General features: G+C 69.9%; 17 protein-coding genes. 10 read left to right on the top strand and 7 right to left on the bottom strand.

The window, feature by feature from the left end:
• Positions 1-350: 350 nt before the first annotated feature.
• The 3 genes from ACT53U_RS14725 to ACT53U_RS14715 all read right to left on the bottom strand — a co-directional run bounded on the left by ACT53U_RS14725 (position 351) and on the right by ACT53U_RS14715 (position 3,887).
• Positions 351-1,067, bottom strand: coding sequence for a glutamine amidotransferase (locus ACT53U_RS14725; RefSeq protein ID WP_476156274.1), 717 nt, complete (start codon positions 1,065-1,067; stop codon positions 351-353).
• The gene (locus tag ACT53U_RS14720) at positions 1,064-1,561 is read right to left on the bottom strand and encodes a tellurite resistance TerB family protein (RefSeq protein ID WP_476156273.1); all 498 of its coding nucleotides are present in this window, start codon (positions 1,559-1,561) and stop codon (positions 1,064-1,066) included. The genes ACT53U_RS14725 and ACT53U_RS14720 overlap by 4 nt, the downstream gene beginning before the upstream one ends.
• A 76-nt stretch (positions 1,562-1,637) precedes the next feature.
• Positions 1,638-3,887, bottom strand: a complete 2,250-nt coding sequence (locus tag ACT53U_RS14715; RefSeq protein WP_476156271.1) for a glycoside hydrolase family 3 N-terminal domain-containing protein — start codon at positions 3,885-3,887, stop codon at positions 1,638-1,640.
• Between the two features lie 147 nt (positions 3,888-4,034).
• Here ACT53U_RS14715 and ACT53U_RS14710 point away from each other — a divergent pair, with 147 nt between their 5' ends.
• On the top strand, positions 4,035-4,415 hold the full coding sequence (locus tag ACT53U_RS14710; RefSeq protein WP_476156269.1) for a DUF2794 domain-containing protein: 381 nt from the start codon (positions 4,035-4,037) through the stop codon (positions 4,413-4,415).
• A gap of 128 nt (positions 4,416-4,543) precedes the next feature.
• On the opposite strand, the gene ACT53U_RS14705 is transcribed toward ACT53U_RS14710, so the two are convergent.
• Positions 4,544-5,311: a DUF1223 domain-containing protein gene (locus tag ACT53U_RS14705; RefSeq protein ID WP_476156268.1), complete on the bottom strand. Its 768-nt coding sequence runs from the start codon at positions 5,309-5,311 to the stop codon at positions 4,544-4,546.
• A 191-nt stretch (positions 5,312-5,502) separates the two neighbouring features.
• On the opposite strand from ACT53U_RS14705, the gene ccmA reads away from it, so the two are divergent.
• The 6 genes from ccmA (at position 5,503) to ACT53U_RS14675 (ending at position 9,145) form a co-directional block, all read left to right on the top strand.
• Complete coding sequence (gene ccmA, locus ACT53U_RS14700; RefSeq protein ID WP_476156266.1) at positions 5,503-6,138, top strand: heme ABC exporter ATP-binding protein CcmA; 636 nt, start codon at positions 5,503-5,505, stop codon at positions 6,136-6,138.
• Entirely contained in the window at positions 6,135-6,803 is a 669-nt protein-coding gene (gene ccmB / locus ACT53U_RS14695) for a heme exporter protein CcmB (protein ID WP_476156264.1), read from the top strand. The genes ccmA and ccmB overlap by 4 nt, the downstream gene beginning before the upstream one ends.
• A 204-nt stretch (positions 6,804-7,007) precedes the next feature.
• A complete protein-coding gene (locus tag ACT53U_RS14690; RefSeq protein ID WP_476156262.1) occupies positions 7,008-7,739 on the top strand; it encodes a heme ABC transporter permease in 732 nt (243 codons plus the stop codon).
• A gap of 51 nt (positions 7,740-7,790) precedes the next feature.
• The gene (gene ccmD, locus ACT53U_RS14685) at positions 7,791-7,982 is read left to right on the top strand and encodes a heme exporter protein CcmD (protein WP_476156260.1); all 192 of its coding nucleotides are present in this window, start codon (positions 7,791-7,793) and stop codon (positions 7,980-7,982) included.
• On the top strand, positions 7,979-8,605 hold the full coding sequence (locus ACT53U_RS14680; RefSeq protein ID WP_476156258.1) for a DsbE family thiol:disulfide interchange protein: 627 nt from the start codon (positions 7,979-7,981) through the stop codon (positions 8,603-8,605). The genes ccmD and ACT53U_RS14680 overlap by 4 nt, the downstream gene beginning before the upstream one ends.
• 93 nt (positions 8,606-8,698) lie before the next feature.
• On the top strand, positions 8,699-9,145 hold the full coding sequence (locus ACT53U_RS14675; protein ID WP_476156256.1) for a GNAT family N-acetyltransferase: 447 nt from the start codon (positions 8,699-8,701) through the stop codon (positions 9,143-9,145).
• Between the two features lie 76 nt (positions 9,146-9,221).
• Here the strand turns inward: ACT53U_RS14675 and ACT53U_RS14670 are convergent, their stop codons facing one another.
• The 3 genes from ACT53U_RS14670 to ACT53U_RS14660 form a co-directional block, all read right to left on the bottom strand.
• A complete protein-coding gene (locus ACT53U_RS14670; protein ID WP_476156254.1) occupies positions 9,222-9,461 on the bottom strand; it encodes a hypothetical protein in 240 nt (79 codons plus the stop codon).
• A 249-nt stretch (positions 9,462-9,710) separates the two neighbouring features.
• Positions 9,711-9,995 carry a sulfur globule protein precursor gene (locus ACT53U_RS14665; protein ID WP_476156252.1) on the bottom strand — a complete coding sequence of 95 codons (285 nt, stop codon included), beginning with the start codon at positions 9,993-9,995 and terminating at the stop codon, positions 9,711-9,713.
• Positions 9,996-10,147: 152 nt separating this feature from the next.
• Positions 10,148-11,377 carry an FAD-dependent monooxygenase gene (locus tag ACT53U_RS14660; protein ID WP_476156250.1) on the bottom strand — a complete coding sequence of 410 codons (1,230 nt, stop codon included), beginning with the start codon at positions 11,375-11,377 and terminating at the stop codon, positions 10,148-10,150.
• A 164-nt stretch (positions 11,378-11,541) separates the two neighbouring features.
• Between ACT53U_RS14660 and tesB the strand changes: the two genes are divergently transcribed.
• From tesB to ACT53U_RS14645, 3 genes are all read left to right on the top strand, one after another.
• Positions 11,542-12,426 carry an acyl-CoA thioesterase II gene (tesB, locus tag ACT53U_RS14655; protein WP_476156249.1) on the top strand — a complete coding sequence of 295 codons (885 nt, stop codon included), beginning with the start codon at positions 11,542-11,544 and terminating at the stop codon, positions 12,424-12,426.
• A 385-nt stretch (positions 12,427-12,811) separates the two neighbouring features.
• Positions 12,812-13,150 carry a P-II family nitrogen regulator gene (locus tag ACT53U_RS14650; RefSeq protein WP_476133732.1) on the top strand — a complete coding sequence of 113 codons (339 nt, stop codon included), beginning with the start codon at positions 12,812-12,814 and terminating at the stop codon, positions 13,148-13,150.
• 32 nt (positions 13,151-13,182) lie between these two features.
• Positions 13,183-14,736 carry an ammonium transporter gene (locus ACT53U_RS14645; RefSeq protein ID WP_476156368.1) on the top strand — a complete coding sequence of 518 codons (1,554 nt, stop codon included), beginning with the start codon at positions 13,183-13,185 and terminating at the stop codon, positions 14,734-14,736.
• The last annotated feature ends 95 nt before the right edge of the window (positions 14,737-14,831 follow it).

Raw genomic sequence — 14,831 nt, 5'->3', positions numbered from 1 at the left:
GAGGGCGTCACGGCGAGGGCTGCACCCCGTGACGCCCCAAGCGATTCCACCCGCTCCGGATTTCGTGATCGACGCCGAAATTTCGTCCCAATTCGGTCAAGCGCGAGCCACGTTGGGCGGTCAGATTGCAATCATCGCAGCGGACGGTTTCGACCTTGGTGACGAACCGCCACCCCGAGCCCCCCCAATCCCCCCGGCCGTTCGTCGGGTGCCAGGGTGGAGCCGTCCGCGAGCGGCCCTGAAGCGAGATCCGTTCCCCCCTGAGATCCGCATACGGTACGATACGAACCGGCCCCGTCGCCCCTCCCCCCGGGCGGCGGGGTCTTTCGCTTTTCAAGAGGGCCCGGCTCTCAGGGGTCCCGACGCTTCGGATCGAGCCAGAGATCGAGGAAGCGCTCGGCCCACAGCCGCATCTGGCGGTCGTGCAGGTCGTGACCGTCGAAATGCTGGCGCCGCGTCTGGACGCCGGGGCCGATCATCCGGTCGAGCGCCCGCACCGTCCAACGATGCATCATCGCCAGCGTCACTTCCGGATGGAACTGGATGCCGTAGGCGCGGGCGCCGACGCCGATCGCCTGATTCGGGAAGCCCTCGCCGGTGGCGAGCAGCCGCGCGTCGGCCGGTACCTGGAAGCCCTCGCGATGCCACTGGTAGACCGCGGTCGGCCAACGCGACATCATCGTGCGCCCCTCGCCCGTCGGCTTCAGCTGGAACCAGCCGACCTCGAGATCGCCGCGCGGGTGGCTCTCCACCCTGCCGCCGAGATGGCGCACCATCATCTGCGCCCCGAGGCAGACGCCGAGGAAGGGCTTCTCCTCCTTCAGCGGCACGCCGATCCAGTCGATCTCGCGGCGGATCCACTCGTCGTCGTCGTTGGCGCTCATCGGGCCGCCGAAGATCACCGCCCCGGCATGGCCGGAAAGCGTCTTGGGCAACGGATCGCCGAAGCGCGGGCGGCGGATGTCGAGCCGGTGGCCGCGCCGCTCCAGGATCTGGCCGATCCGTCCCGGCGACGAGGCCTCCTGATGCAGGACGATCAGGACGGGCAGACGCGGATCGTCGTTCACGGCGCCCCCTCGGCCGCGGGTCGGGCCGCCTCGATCGCCGCCTCCACTTCGGCCTGGACTTCCTTGCGCAGCGCGGTGCGTTCGTGGCTGGGCACGCCGAGCAGGTCGGCGATGCGCCAGACCACGTTGTCCTCGAACTCGTGCACCTCGCCGTCGGCGAAGGCGAGCTTCCACAGCGACGTCACGATCGCGCGGCGTTCGGTGATGTCGAGCGTGCGCTCGAGCCCGGCGGTGAAGCTCTGCAGCGCCGCGCTCTCGAGCTCGCGCATCCGCCCGGCCTCGGCGATCTCGTGCGCCACGTCGGGCGCCAGCCCGTAGCGTTCCGCCAGTTCCTCGAGCAGGCGCGCCCGCTCGGCCGGACTGACCGTGCCGTCGACCGCCACGACGTGGCTCATCAGCGCCGCCACCGCCACGCGCGGGTCGTCGGCGGCGAAGGTGCTGTCGGGCTCGCGCGCGACGAGGTCGGAGAGGACGCGTTTCAACGTGTCGAACATGGGCGGCCACGGGTCCGTCGGAAGAGGGGTCGTCGGCCGACTATCGCAGATGTTTCCGGCCCTTGCCAACCGCGCGTCAGGGCGACGTCGTCGCGGCGACCGCCTCGAAGCTCGCGTCGAGCGCCACCGCCGACGATCCGCCCATGCCGACCTCGAACCGCCCCGGCTCGACCCGATAGTGGCCGTCGCGGTCGTGGAAGCCGAGATCGGCGACCGGCACCGCGATCGCCACCCGCTTCGCCTCGCCCGGCGCCAGATCGACCTTCGCGATGCCCTTCAACTGCTTGACCGGCCGCGACATCGAGGCGACGGGGTCGCGGACATAGAGCTGGACGATCTCGCGGCCCGGCCGCTTGCCGGTGTTGGTCACCGTCACCTCGGCCGTCACCGTGCCGTCGAGGGGAACCTGCGTCGCCGAGAGCCGCAGATCCGAATAGGTGAAGCTCGTATAGGAGAGGCCGAAGCCGAAGGGCAGGAGCGGTGTCACCTCCTCGTCCATGTAGCGCGAGGCGAGATCGTCGTCCGGCCGCCACGGCCGACCGGTCGGCAGCACGTCGTAGGCGATCGGGATCTGCCCCACCGCGCGCGGCAGGCTCATCGGCAGGCGACCCGAGGGATTGTTCGCGCCGATCAGCGTGTCGACCAGCGCCGGCCCGCCCATCGTGCCGGGCGAGAAGACGTAGAGCGCCGCCGCGGCCTTCGGCAGCGCCTCGGTCATCACCATGGCGCGGCCGGCGAGAACCACCAGCACCACCGGCTTGCCGGTCGCCGACAGGCGGTCGAGGAGTTCCTGCTGATGGCCGATCAGACCGAGGCGGGTGCGCGAGGTCGATTCCGCCGTCATGTACCAGGGCTCGCCCAGCACCGCGATCACCATGTCGGCGTCGCGCGCCGCCGTTTCCGCTGCCGCGAAGTCGTCGGTCGTCTTGCAGGCGTCGTCGCAGCCCGGGACGAAGGAGACGTTGGAGCCCGCCGCGCCGAAGCGCTTGGTCAGGTCGTCGAGGAAGGGGGGGACGTCGTCGCGGGTCGCCATGGCGCCCCAGGCACCCATGAAGTCGCCGGCATCCGCCGCCGCTCCGCCGACCACCACCACCTTCTTCGGCGGATGATCGAGCGGCAGCAGGTCCTTGTCGTTCTTCAGGAGCACGATCGAGCGCCGCGCCGCCTCGCGTGCGGTCTCGCGCTGGGCCGGCGTCGCCGACTTCGCCGCGGTCGTCGCCGGATCGACGTCGGGGCGTGTGGCGGCCGGCTCGAACAGGCCGAGGCGGAACTTCACCCGCAGCACCCGGCGTGTCGCTTCGTCGATCCGCGCCATCGGCACTCGGCCGGAGGCGACGAGCCCCGGCAGCTGCTCGGGATAGAGGCCGCTCGCCATGTCGACGTCGACGCCCGCCGTGACGGCCTTGTAGACCGCCTCGGTGCGATCGGCGGCGACGCCGTGGGGGAGCAGCTCGCGGATCGCGTCCCAGTCGGAGACGGTGATGCCGTCGAAACCCCAGTCGCGGCGCAGGAGGTCGGTCAGCATGGCGGGATCGGCCGTCACCGGCACGCCGTTCAGCACCGAGAAGGCCGCCATCACCATCTGGGCGCCGGCTGCGAGGCCGGCGCGGAACGGCGGCAGATAGGAATCGTGCAGCGTCGGGGTCGAGAGATCGGCCTCCGAATAGTCCTTGCCGGCGCGCACCGCGCCGTAGCCGACGAAATGCTTCAGCGTCGCGGCGACGCCACCGGCGGCGAGGCCCTTCACCGTCCGTGCGGCGAAGAGCTGCGCCAGATGGACGTCCTCGCCGGGTCCCTCGACGACGCGGCCCCAGCGCGGGTCGCGCGACAGGTCGACCATCGGGCCGAGCACCATGTGGAGCCCGGCGGCGGCCGATTCCTCGCCGGTCACCCGCGCCGCCGCCTCGATCACGTCGCCGTCGAAGGTGGCGGCGAGGCCGAGCGGCACCGGCGTCAGCGTGCGATAGCCGTGGATCGCGTCGCGGGCGAAGATCAGCGGAATGCCGAGGCGCGAGGCACGCGCCAGCTTCTGATAGCGCGCCATGGCCTCGGGCACGTCGACGCTCGACACGATGCCGATGCGGCCGGCGGTGATCTCCTTCTCGTCGAAGTCGTCGGCCCAGCCGCCGAGATACATCTGGCCGATCTTCTCCTCGAGCGTCATGCGCGCGAGGAGACCGTCGATCCGCGTCTCGATCTCGGCCGGCGTGAGGCTCGACTTGCCCGACGTCGGCGGCGCGACCGGGGCTTCGGCCACGGCCGGCGCGGCGAGGAGGAGGACTGCGGCGAGCGCGGCGGCGAGGCGGGCGGAGAGAAGAGCGGCCATGATGTCCTGTCGGCGATGGGATCGGCGGCGACAGTGGCGAGCCGCGCGCGTCGCGTCAAATGCCCGCGAGGGTCGCGCGTCACCGTCTTGTCATCCGGCGCCGCCTCGCACATCCTGATCTCATCCGAACCGGCAGAAGGAGCCGCCATGGACGATGGACAGCCGCAGGCCGCGTCCGCCACGGAATTCGGCGCCGCCGTCGTCGACTTCCCCGGCCGCGGCGGCAAGCGTGACGTGACCTTCGATCGGCGCGAACTGACGGCCATCCTCAACGTCTACGGCCGGATGGTGGCGGCCGGCGAGTGGCGCGACTACGCCATCGATCACCTGCCCGATCGCGCCGTCTTCTCGGTCTTCCGCCGCACCGCCGAGACGCCTCTCCACCGCATCGTCAAGGATCCGAAGCTCGCCGCCCGCCAGGGGGCCTGGTCGGTCACCGACGGTCACGGCCGCATCCTGAAGCGCGGCCACGACCTCGAGCGGGTTCTGGCGGTGTTGGAGAAGAAGCCCCGCCTCGTCGATGGTTGATGGGAAATCCGATCGACAGATCGGCATTTCGCATTCCACGCGTCGAAAAGGTCCTGTCCGAACAAGGGCATTTTCGACGTGTCGGATCCGGCATCGCGAAGCGATCTGCCGGATCCCGCCAGCCCCCTTCAGCTCGACGACTGGGCCGAGCAGGTGCGGGCGCCGAGGATCGGGCCGGGGAGGCCGTCCTTTTCCAGCTGGACCAGCACGGCGCAGCCGAGATTGGGGTCGGCCGGCGTCTCCTGACGCGGCAGTTCCAGCGTCAGTTCCTGCCCCTTCCACATGCCGATCGGCAGGATGGAGCGCACCAGATGGGCGTAGGTCAGCGTCCGCCCGGTGTTCTCGCCGCGGCCGACCGCCACCGAGCGGGAATGGTCGTAGCGCACCAGCAGCACGGTCGCGTGCACCGGTTCGCCCGACTTGGCCGACGGCAGATGGATCTTCACCGCCTCGGCGGTCGATTCGACGTCGACGGCGACCGTGAGGTCGCGGCGCATCTCGGAGCCGATCGAGATCTCGCGGCGGATCCTCTCGCGGTCGGAGCCGACGAGCTGGGCGCGGCCGTTGACCACGACCTGGGGCGTGAAGATGTCGCGATCGCCGCGGCGGCCGGCGTAGCCCTTCTGGCGCAGGGCGAACTCGGGCTTGGCGGCGGTATCCTTCCAGCCCAGATAGTCCCAGTAGTCGACGGGATAGGAGAGTGCGACGACGTCGTTCTCGTGCGCCAGTTCCGACAGGAAGGCGTCGGCGGGCGGGCAGTTGGCGCAGCCCTGGCTGGTGAAGAGTTCGACGACCGCGATCGGCCGTTCCGAAGGCGAAGCCTCTCCCGCCGTCGCGAATGTCACCGACGTTGCCGCACCGGCGATTGCCGCCACAAGGGAAATGATCCTGTTCACCGAACGCCTGCTCTCTGCCGATCGGCCTACCCGAGATTCGACGATAGGGAGCCCTACCGCGCCTCGCCAGTCAATTCCGGGTGAGACCGGCGCGAGGTCGGGGAAGCCCCGCCGTTGCCGCCGGACGGGCGATGCCCTAGGAAGAAGACCCCGCGGCCGTGACCGGCCGCAACGCCCAGGAGAGCGCCCGCATGGCAGCACCCGTCGTCCGTCTCGAGGGCGAAGAGCTGACGCTCGATCGCGGTGGTCGGCGCGTGCTCGCCGATCTCTCCTTCGAGGCGCGTGCCGGTGTCGCTCTGGTGGTGACGGGCTCGAACGGGGCCGGCAAGTCGACGCTGCTGCGGCTGATCGCCGGCCTGCTGCACCCGGTCTCGGGCGAGATGCGGATCGAGGGCGGCGACCCCGAGCTGTCGATCCCGCAGCAGTGCCACTATTTCGGCCATCAGGACGCGCTCAAGAACCAGCTTTCGGTGCGCGAGAACCTCGCCTTCTGGCGCGACTTCTCCGGTGTCGCCGGCGAGAGCGTCATCGATGCGCTCGATCGGGTCGGCCTCGCCCGGTTGATCGATCTGCCGGCCGCCTATCTCTCCGCCGGCCAGCGCCGTCGCCTCGCCTTCGCCCGGCTGCTCGTCACCAGGCGTCCGATCTGGCTCCTCGACGAGCCGACCTCGGCGCTCGATGCGGCCTCGGAGGCGCGGCTCATCGCGATCGTCGGCGAGCATCTCGATGCCGGCGGCCTCGTCGTCGCGGCGACCCATCTCGCGCTGCCGTTTCCCCGGATGGAGGGCATCCGCCTCGGGCCTGCGACCGTGGGAGCGGCGGCATGAACGCGCTCCTCGCCCTCTTCGGCCGCGAATGGAAGATCGCCACCCGTGTCGGCGGTGGTGCGCTGATGGGGGCGCTGTTCTTCCTGATCGTCGTCACCGTCGTGCCCTTCGGCGTCGGCCCGGATCTCAATCTGCTGGCCCGCATCGGCCCGGCGATCCTGTGGATCGGCGCGCTGCTGGCGACGCTGCTGTCGCTCGACCGGCTCTTCCAGGTCGATCGCGACGACGGCGGTCTCGACCTGATCCTGATGGGCGAGACGCCGCTCGAGCTGGTGATCCTCGTCAAGTGCCTCGCCCATTGGGCGGCGACCGGCCTGCCGCTGGTGATCGCCTCGCCGCTCCTCGCCGTCTTCATGAACATGGAGCCCGAAGCGATCGCCGCGACGACGCTGACGCTGCTGGTCGGCACGCCGGCGCTGACCTTCACCGGCGCGATCGGTGCGGCGCTGACCGTCACGCTGAAGCGCGGCGGTCTGCTGCTCGCCATTCTGGTGCTGCCGCTGACCGTGCCGGTGATGATCTTCGGCGTCTCCTCGGCGACGGCGGTGCTCTATGGCACCATGCCGTTCTCGACGCCCTTCTCGATCCTCTCCGCCCTCGGCCTCTTCGCCCTGGTGCTCGGCCCGGTCGCCGGCGCAGCGGCGCTGCGCCATATGGGAGAGTGAGGCGCCGCCGCGTCTCGGGGCTGCGCGCGTCACCTCGCGGGCACCCCACGCGGACTTGATCCCGCGCAAGGCGAAAGTCGGCGCTTCGACGCATTGATGCCGTCGCGGACCCGATCTAGAACGAGTCCGGACCACCGCTGGCCGCGCACGAGGGGCGTCGCGGCCGGAACAACCGCCCGCGAGGGCAGACTTCGGGACGAAGCGATGCGTCTGATCGACTATGCCAACCCGACCCGCTTCATGGGGTTGGTCGACAAGGCTCTGCCGTGGCTGGTGGGCGTGACGGCGCTCACCTTCGCCGTCGGCCTGTGGCTCGTCTTCTTCCGCGCGCCGGCGGACTACCAGCAGGGCGAGACCGTCAAGATCATGTACATCCACGTGCCCTTCGCGTGGCTGTCGATGTTCTGCTACATGACGATGGCCGCCTCGGCGCTCGGCACGCTGGTCTGGCGCCACCCGCTCGCCGACGTCTCGGCCAAGTGCGCCGCGCCGATCGGCGCCGCCTTCACCTTCCTGGCGCTCGCCACCGGTTCGCTGTGGGGCAAGCCGATGTGGGGCACCTGGTGGGTGTGGGACGCCCGCCTCACCTCGGTGCTGGTGCTCTTCATCATGTATCTCGGCCTGATCGCGCTGCAGGAGACGATCGAGGACCCGCTGCGCGCCGCCAAGGCGACCGCCGTGCTGACGCTGGTCGGCGTCGTGAACATCCCGATCATCAAGTTCTCGGTCGACTGGTGGAACACGCTGCATCAGCCGGCATCGGTCTTCCGCATGGGCGGTTCGACCATCGACGCCTCGATGCTGGTACCGCTGCTGATCATGGCGGTGGCCTTCAGCCTGCTCTTCGTCGTCATCCACCTGATGGCGATGCGCAACGAGATCATCCGTCGTCGCATCCGCACCATGCGGATGATCGAAGCCGCGGGAGCGGAGTGACACCATGCTCGCCCCCAACTCGATCGCGCGCGGCGCAGCGACCAACAAGAAATGGACCGAGTGATCATGGGCAACCACGCCGGATTCATTCTCGCCGCCTACGGTCTCTCCGTTCTGGTCGTCGTCGTCCTCTTCGTGTGGGTGGCGCTCGACGGGCGCGCCCAGCGCCGTGCCCTCGACGAACTCGAAGCCCGCGGCGTCCGCCGCCGGTCCCGCTCCGGCCCGCAGGGAGACGCCTCGTGACCGAACTCGACACCCAGACCGCGTCGACCGCCGAGGCGTCGGCGCCTCGTTCGCGCCTCGTCGTCGTGCTGCCGCTGGCGATCTTCGCCGTGCTCGCCGGATTCTTCCTCTACAAGCTGGAGAAGGGCGGCGATCCGTCGTCGCTGCCCTCGGTGCTGATCGGCAAGACGGCGCCCGAATTCGCCCTGCCGCCGGTGCCGGCGACGCTCGGGGACGGGTCCGCCATGCCGGGGCTCTCGGCCGCCGACCTGCGCGCGCCCGGTCCCGGCAAGGTGACGATCGTCAACTTCTGGGCCTCGTGGTGCGTCGAGTGCCGCACCGAGCACGAGACCTTGAAGCGGCTGGCCAAGGACCCGCGCGTCCGCCTCGTCGGCATCGCCTACAAGGACGAGCCCGCCAACGCGGCGCGCTGGCTGCGCGACATGGGCAATCCTTATGTCGCCGCCGGCCTCGACCAGAAGGGCCGCGTCGGCATCGACTGGGGCGTCTACGGCGTGCCGGAGACCTATGTCGTGCGCGCCGACGGCGTCATCGTGCACAAGTTCATCGGCCCGCTCTCCGACGGGGCGATCCGCGCGGTGCTCGGTCCGAAGATCGACGAGGCGCTGGCGGCGAGCCACTGACGCCAAGCGGCTGAAACATCACGAAGACGTCTTGCCAGATCGCGGCGACGGAGGGACACTTCGTCGACGTACCTCTGGCTGGAGGTTTTCGCGATGACGAGTCCCGACGTCCTGCGTCTGTCGTCCGATCATGCCGGCGCGCTGGCCGCGCTGATCGCCGCCCATGTCCAGGAGACAAACGGCGGTTCGCCGCCGCGCCCGGATCGCTACTGGGCCGAACGCCTCCTCGCCGATCCGCGCATCCGCCTGTTCGGCGCCCGGCTCGACGGCGAGCTGGTCGGTTTCGCCGTCGTCCACGAGTTGACCGATTGCCTGACCGGCCTCGAGACCGGTCTGCTCGAGACGGTCTTCGTCCGACCCGATCGGCGCGGCCGCGGTGCCGGGCGCGAGTTGCTCGCCGCCATCGGTGCCGAGGGGAGGGCGCGGGCCTGGAGCCGTCTGCGCCGGGTCGTCGAGACCCGCACGCGCCACGCCGCGATGCCCGATCCGATCGCCGACGAGGCGGCCCGCGTCCGTCTGGTCCAGCCGTCGCGACAGTGATCGCCGAACCCGAACCGGAAACGAGGAACGGCGCCCCGAGGGGCGCCGTTCGTCATGATCACGATGTGCCGTCGGTTCAGCGGCAGACGCGTACCGTCCGGCGCTCCCAGCGCGGGCCCCAGGGGGTCATGACGCGCACGCGGCGCTCCTCGACCCAGCAGCGGCGCGGCGGCGGCGCCCAGTGGCGATGATGCGGCCGGTTCCAGCCCGGACCGCCCCAGGGCTGGGCGGCGGCCGGCGTGGCCGAGGTGACGGCGGCTCCGATCGCCAGGGCGGCGAGGAAGCCGAAGGTGGTGGCTTTCGACAGAAGCGACATGAACCCCTCCCGGAGGTTCGGCGCGCCGGTTTGTCCGACGTGCTCGACGACGGAACGAACGTCTCGGTTCGCCCCGTATTCGACGGCGACCCGCGTGAACGGATCGATCCGCCCTTGGCCGGCCGAACCTCGGCCGACGGTGGAAGTCTGACACGCCGGACCGATGCGGTCGACCCGAAATGCCGTGTGTTTCGCCCATCTTTCGACGGAGCCGCCGGTCAGTGCGGCGCCTTTCGGCGATGGTTCCGGTCAGCGGCAGATGCGGACTCGGGACTGCTCCCAGCGCGGGCCCCAGGGGGTGAAGACGCGCACCGGGCGATACTCGATCCAGCACCGCTCGCGGTACCAGTGGTGGTGATGGCGGGGCCCGCCCCAGCCGCGATCCCAGCCACCGCGGTCCCAACCACCGCGATGCCAGCCGCCGCGATCCCACCCGCCCCAACCCTGGGCGGCGGCCGGCGCGACGGCGCCGGCACCGATGACGGAAGCGACCGTGACGATCGCCAGCAGCGACTTGCGGATGATCGAATGCATGACGGCCTCCGGGGCTCGATCGTGGGTCCGAGGGGGACGACACCGTCGCCTGCCCCGTCGGGAACGATCGCAATCTGTCACACCGCCCCTGAACCCCTTCTGAGGGATCAATTCAGCTTCCGTTCATCGACGCCTCTCGGGTGACGGCGTCGTCACCGATCGCCGCGCATCGATCGCGGCACGTCGCCGACGACGCCCGCCGCAACCTGCACGAAGCGGTCCTTGAGCACGCCCATGCGGTCGACCAGACCGAGACCGACGTCGCGCAGCGCCCGGATCGGCGGCAGATCGATGGCGAAGAGCCGGTCGAGGATCTCGCTCGTCGCCCCCATCTCGACCGCGTCGAAGCGCCGCCGCCGCGCATAGGTCTCGAGCACGTCGATGCGGCCGGGATCGAGCCCCAGGCGCCGCGCGTCGACCACCACCTCGGCCAGCACCGCCGCGTCGCGCAGGCCGATGTTGAGGCCCTGGCCGGCGACCGGCGGGATCGCATGGGCGGCGTCGCCGACCAGCGCGAAGCGGGGTTTGACCCAGTCGCGGGCCAGCGTCAGACCGAGCGGGAAGGCTCTGGCGCGCCCGAGCGGTGTGACCGTGCCGAGTTCGCGACCGAAGCGACGTTCGAGTTCGGCGCGGAGCACGAAGTCGTCGCCCTCGACCAGTCGTGCCGCGGTCTCGGTCGCTTCGGTCCACACCAGCGACGAGCGATGCCGGCCCTCGGCGTCGTCGGTGAGCGGCAGGATCGCGAAGGGGCCGGCCGGCAGGAAGTGCTCCCACGCCCGCCCCTCGTGCGGTCGTTCGTGGGCGACCGTCAGGACGATGCCCGAACGGCCGCGTTCGGTGTGGACGATCCCGATGCCGGCGAGATCGCGCAGGCGCGAGCGGGCGCCGTCGGCGGCGACCAGCAGGCCCGTCCGCACGGTCCGGCCCGACCCGAGTTCGACCGCGACCGCCGACCCTTCGACGGCGAAGCCGGCCACCCGTTCCGGCATCAGGATCTCGACGCCGGCCGTCCGCGCCGCAGCGAGCAGCGCCGCGACCATCGCGGCGTTGTCGACCATGTGGGCGAAGGGCTCGCCGCCGTCGAGCGTGCCGCCGAAGGTCAGGAACACCGGCCGGATCGCGTCGTCGAGGCGGCTGTCGGTGATCACCATGTCGTGGATCGGCTGGGCGGCCTCCGCCATCCCCGCCCAGGCGCCGAGATGGTCGAAGAGCCGTCGTCCCGCCGCGGCGATCGCCGAGGCGCGTCCGTCGACGGCGGTGCCCGCCGGGGTCGGATCGACCAGGGCCACCCGCATGCGCGGATCGGCTCGTTTCATCGCCAGCGCGGTGGTGATGCCGACGTGGCCGCCACCCGCCACGATGCAATCGAACGCGTGCGCCATCCCTCGTCCTCCCACCGACCGTCGTTGCTCTCGACATAGCGCGGCCGGGGCACTTCGACCACGTTTGCCGCATCGCCGCCATTCCGGGCGGCGCTTGACGCACCGTCCGGCGGATGCCAACGCTTGCGTCATCACCCTTCCGCTTCGGGCAGGATCCCACGCCGATGAACGATGCCGTCGCCGGTCTCCTCGACATTCTCGACCTCGAGACCCTCGAACTCGACCTCTTCCGCGGTCGCAGCCCGCAGGTCGGCTGGCAGCGCGTCTTCGGTGGGCAGGTCATCGGCCAGGCGCTGGTGGCGGCGATCCGCACCGTCTCGCGCCGGTCGGTGCATTCGCTGCACGGCTATTTCCTCCGCCCCGGCGATCCGACCATCCCGATCGTCTACCGGGTCGAACGCGTCCGCGACGGCGGCTCCTTCACCACCCGGCGGGTCGAGGCGATCCAGCACGGTGCGACGATCTTCGCGATGATCGCCTCGTTCCATCAGGCCGAGACCGACGCACTCACCCACTCCGTGACCATGCCCGAGGCGCCCGATCCCGAGAGCCTGCCGGGCGAGAGGGAACTGCGCGAACGCATGCTCGCCGGCGCGCCGGAGAACGTCCAGGCCTATTGGCGGCGCGAACGACCGATCGAGCTGCGCCCCACCGACGTCACCCACTATCTCTCCGACCGGCCGCTGCCGCCGCGCCAGCAGGTCTGGGTCCGCACCACCGGGCCGCTGCCCGACGATCCGGCGATCCACGCCGCGGTGCTGGCCTATGCCTCGGACATGACGCTGTTCGACACCGCGCTCTTCGCCCACGGTCGCTCGGTGTTCGACCGCTCGCTGCAGCTCGCCAGCCTCGACCACGCCATGTGGTTCCACGCGCCGTTCCGGGCCGACGACTGGCTGCTCTACGATCAGGACAGCCCGTTCTCCGGTGGCGCCCGCGGCTTCTGCCGCGGCTCGCTGTGGACCCGCGACGGCCGCCTCGTCGTCTCCGCCGCCCAGGAAGGCCTGATGCGGCAGACCACGCCGCGCACCGCCGGCACGCCCGGCTGACCTGCCCGAAACCGAGTCAGTCTGCCCGCCGGGGAATCGCCGGACCGCGGAAACTCCGCGGTTTTCCGGCGGAAACGTCGCGCGATCGAGCAGCCGCCCAATTCTCGAGCATATGCGAGACGTGATTCGCCGTGATTCGGCCGCTTTTTCCCAAGCCCTGCCCAAATATTGATCACGCCTCGCTGCACCGCACCGGTCGGGGCGATGCGGCGCGTGCCACAGGTGTTGCGAAATCATTGATTTCTGCGGAAATCCGCGTCTCGCCGGCAGTTGGCACGAGACTTGAAAGCAGAGGCTCGGCGTCGGCCGGGCCTTCACCCGCCCGCACCGATCTTTAGTCGGCTCCGACCCTTCCGGTCGGACACAGGGAAACGGGATCCACCACATGAAGTTCGTAGTGGCCATCATCAAGCCGTTCAAGCTGGACGAGGTGCGCGACGCCCTCACCGCGATCGGCGTGCAGGGACTGACCGTCACCGAAGTCAAGGGCTACGGCCGACAGAAGGGTCACACCGAGATCTATCGCGGCACCGAATACGCCGTGAGCTTCCTGCCGAAGATCAAGATCGAGATCGCGGTCAACTCCGACCAGGTCGAGAAGGTGGTCGCGGCGATCTCGTCCGCCGCCAAGACCGGCCAGATCGGCGACGGCAAGATCTTCGTCTACGGCATCGACCAGGCCGTGCGCATCCGCACCGGCGAAACCGACACCGAAGCGCTCTGAGCCCTTGGAGTAGTGAGAACATGAAGCTCGATCTGTCCTTCACCCGAGGCGCCCGCGTCGCCTCCCTCGCGGCGGGCATGCTCGCCCTCTCCGCGGCCTCGGCCTTCGCCGAAGCGCCCACGCCGAACAAGGGCGACACCTCCTGGATGCTGGTCTCGACCGCGCTCGTCATTCTCATGACGATCCCGGGTCTGGCCCTCTTCTACGGCGGTCTGGTCCGTTCCAAGAACGTCCTCTCCGTCCTGATGCAGGTCTTCGCCGGCTTCTCGCTGATCGCGATCCTCTGGGTAGTCTACGGCTACTCGCTGGCCTTCAGCACCAACGCCTCGGAAGCGCTCAACCCCTTCATCGGCGGCTTCGACAAGCTGTTCCTGAAGGGCGTGCTGACCGCCGATCCGACCGCCGGCATGTCCTTCGCGAACACCGCGACCTTCTCCAAGGGCGTCGTGCTTCCCGAGCTCGTCTACGTGATCTTCCAGCTGACCTTCGCTGCGATCACCCCGGCCCTCATCATCGGCGCCACCGCCGAGCGCATGAAGTTCGGCGCGGTCCTGCTGTTCCTGACGCTGTGGTTCACCTTCTCCTACCTGCCCGTCGCCCACATGGTGTGGTTCTGGGCCGGCCCGGATGCCTACACGCTCGCCACCTCGAACCTCGACACGCTCAAGGCCGCCATCGGCGAAGAGAGCGCCAAGAAGTTCCTCGATGCGCTCGCCGCTGCCGGCGACAACAAGGATGCGGTCGCCAAGGTGCTCGCCGACTTCGGTGACGCCGTCACCGGCACCGCCGGCTTCCTCTTCCAGAAGGGCGCCATCGACTTCGCGGGCGGCACCGTCGTCCACATCAACGCCGGTGTCGCCGGTCTGGTCGCCTGTATCGTCCTCGGCCCGCGCATCGGCCTGGGCAAGGACAACATGGCTCCGCACAACCTGCCGCTCACCATCATCGGCGCCTGCCTGCTGTGGGTCGGCTGGTTCGGCTTCAACGCCGGTTCCAACCTGGAAGCCAACGGCCTGACCGCCCTCGCCTTCCTCAACACCATCGTCGCCACCGCCGCCGCGGCCCTCGCCTGGACCCTCGCCGAGTACCTGATCCGTGGCCATGCCTCGGCCCTGGGTGCCGTCTCGGGTGCCGTCGCCGGCCTCGTCGCCGTCACCCCGGCCTCCGGCTATGCCGGCCCGATGGGCGCCATCGTCATCGGCGTCGCCGCCGGCGTAATCTGCTTCTGGGCCGTCACCTGGCTCAAGGCGATCTTCAAGTACGACGACAGCCTGGACGTCTTCGGCGTGCACGGCATCGGCGGCATCGTCGGCGCCATCCTGACCGGCGTCTTCGTGAACCCGGCCCTCGGTGGTACCGGCATCACCAACTACGCCGCGGTCGACGCTTCCTCGACCGTGTCCTTCGACCTCTCCGCCCAGCTCGTCTCGCAGCTGTGGGCCGTCGGTACCTCGGCCGCTCTCTCGGCCGTCGTCACCCTCGTCTCGCTGCTCATCATCAAGGCGATCTTCGGCATCCGCGCCACCGAGTCCGGCGAGCGCGAGGGTCTCGACATCTCGACCCACGGCGAGCGCGCCTACAACTGATCCCGATCGGTCGGTGCGGGGCCTCCCCCCGCGCCGATCCTCGGATCGCGAACACGAGACCCCGGAGGGCGACCTCCGGGGTTTTTCTTTCTCCG

It is taken from the genome of Pinisolibacter sp. DMC19, from assembly GCF_056313985.1.
Note: the sequence above shows the minus strand (reverse complement) of the source record. Positions and strands in the feature narration are given on the sequence as shown.

Bases quoted from the DNA above. Each gene is read 5' to 3' on its own strand.
- ACT53U_RS14720 (WP_476156273.1), bottom strand. From the start codon at position 1,561: ATGTTCGACACGTTGAAACGCGTCCTCTCCGACCTCGTCGCGCGCGAG.
- ACT53U_RS14715 (WP_476156271.1), bottom strand. From the start codon at position 3,887: ATGGCCGCTCTTCTCTCCGCCCGCCTCGCCGCCGCGCTCGCCGCAGTC.
- ACT53U_RS14710 (WP_476156269.1), top strand. From the start codon at position 4,035: ATGGACGATGGACAGCCGCAGGCCGCGTCCGCCACGGAATTCGGCGCC.
- ccmA (WP_476156266.1), top strand. From the start codon at position 5,503: ATGGCAGCACCCGTCGTCCGTCTCGAGGGCGAAGAGCTGACGCTCGAT.
- ccmB (WP_476156264.1), top strand. From the start codon at position 6,135: ATGAACGCGCTCCTCGCCCTCTTCGGCCGCGAATGGAAGATCGCCACC.
- ACT53U_RS14690 (WP_476156262.1), top strand. From the start codon at position 7,008: ATGCGTCTGATCGACTATGCCAACCCGACCCGCTTCATGGGGTTGGTC.
- ccmD (WP_476156260.1), top strand. From the start codon at position 7,791: ATGGACCGAGTGATCATGGGCAACCACGCCGGATTCATTCTCGCCGCC.
- ACT53U_RS14675 (WP_476156256.1), top strand. From the start codon at position 8,699: ATGACGAGTCCCGACGTCCTGCGTCTGTCGTCCGATCATGCCGGCGCG.
- ACT53U_RS14670 (WP_476156254.1), bottom strand. From the start codon at position 9,461: ATGTCGCTTCTGTCGAAAGCCACCACCTTCGGCTTCCTCGCCGCCCTG.
- ACT53U_RS14665 (WP_476156252.1), bottom strand. From the start codon at position 9,995: ATGCATTCGATCATCCGCAAGTCGCTGCTGGCGATCGTCACGGTCGCT.
- ACT53U_RS14660 (WP_476156250.1), bottom strand. From the start codon at position 11,377: ATGGCGCACGCGTTCGATTGCATCGTGGCGGGTGGCGGCCACGTCGGC.
- tesB (WP_476156249.1), top strand. From the start codon at position 11,542: ATGAACGATGCCGTCGCCGGTCTCCTCGACATTCTCGACCTCGAGACC.
- ACT53U_RS14650 (WP_476133732.1), top strand. From the start codon at position 12,812: ATGAAGTTCGTAGTGGCCATCATCAAGCCGTTCAAGCTGGACGAGGTG.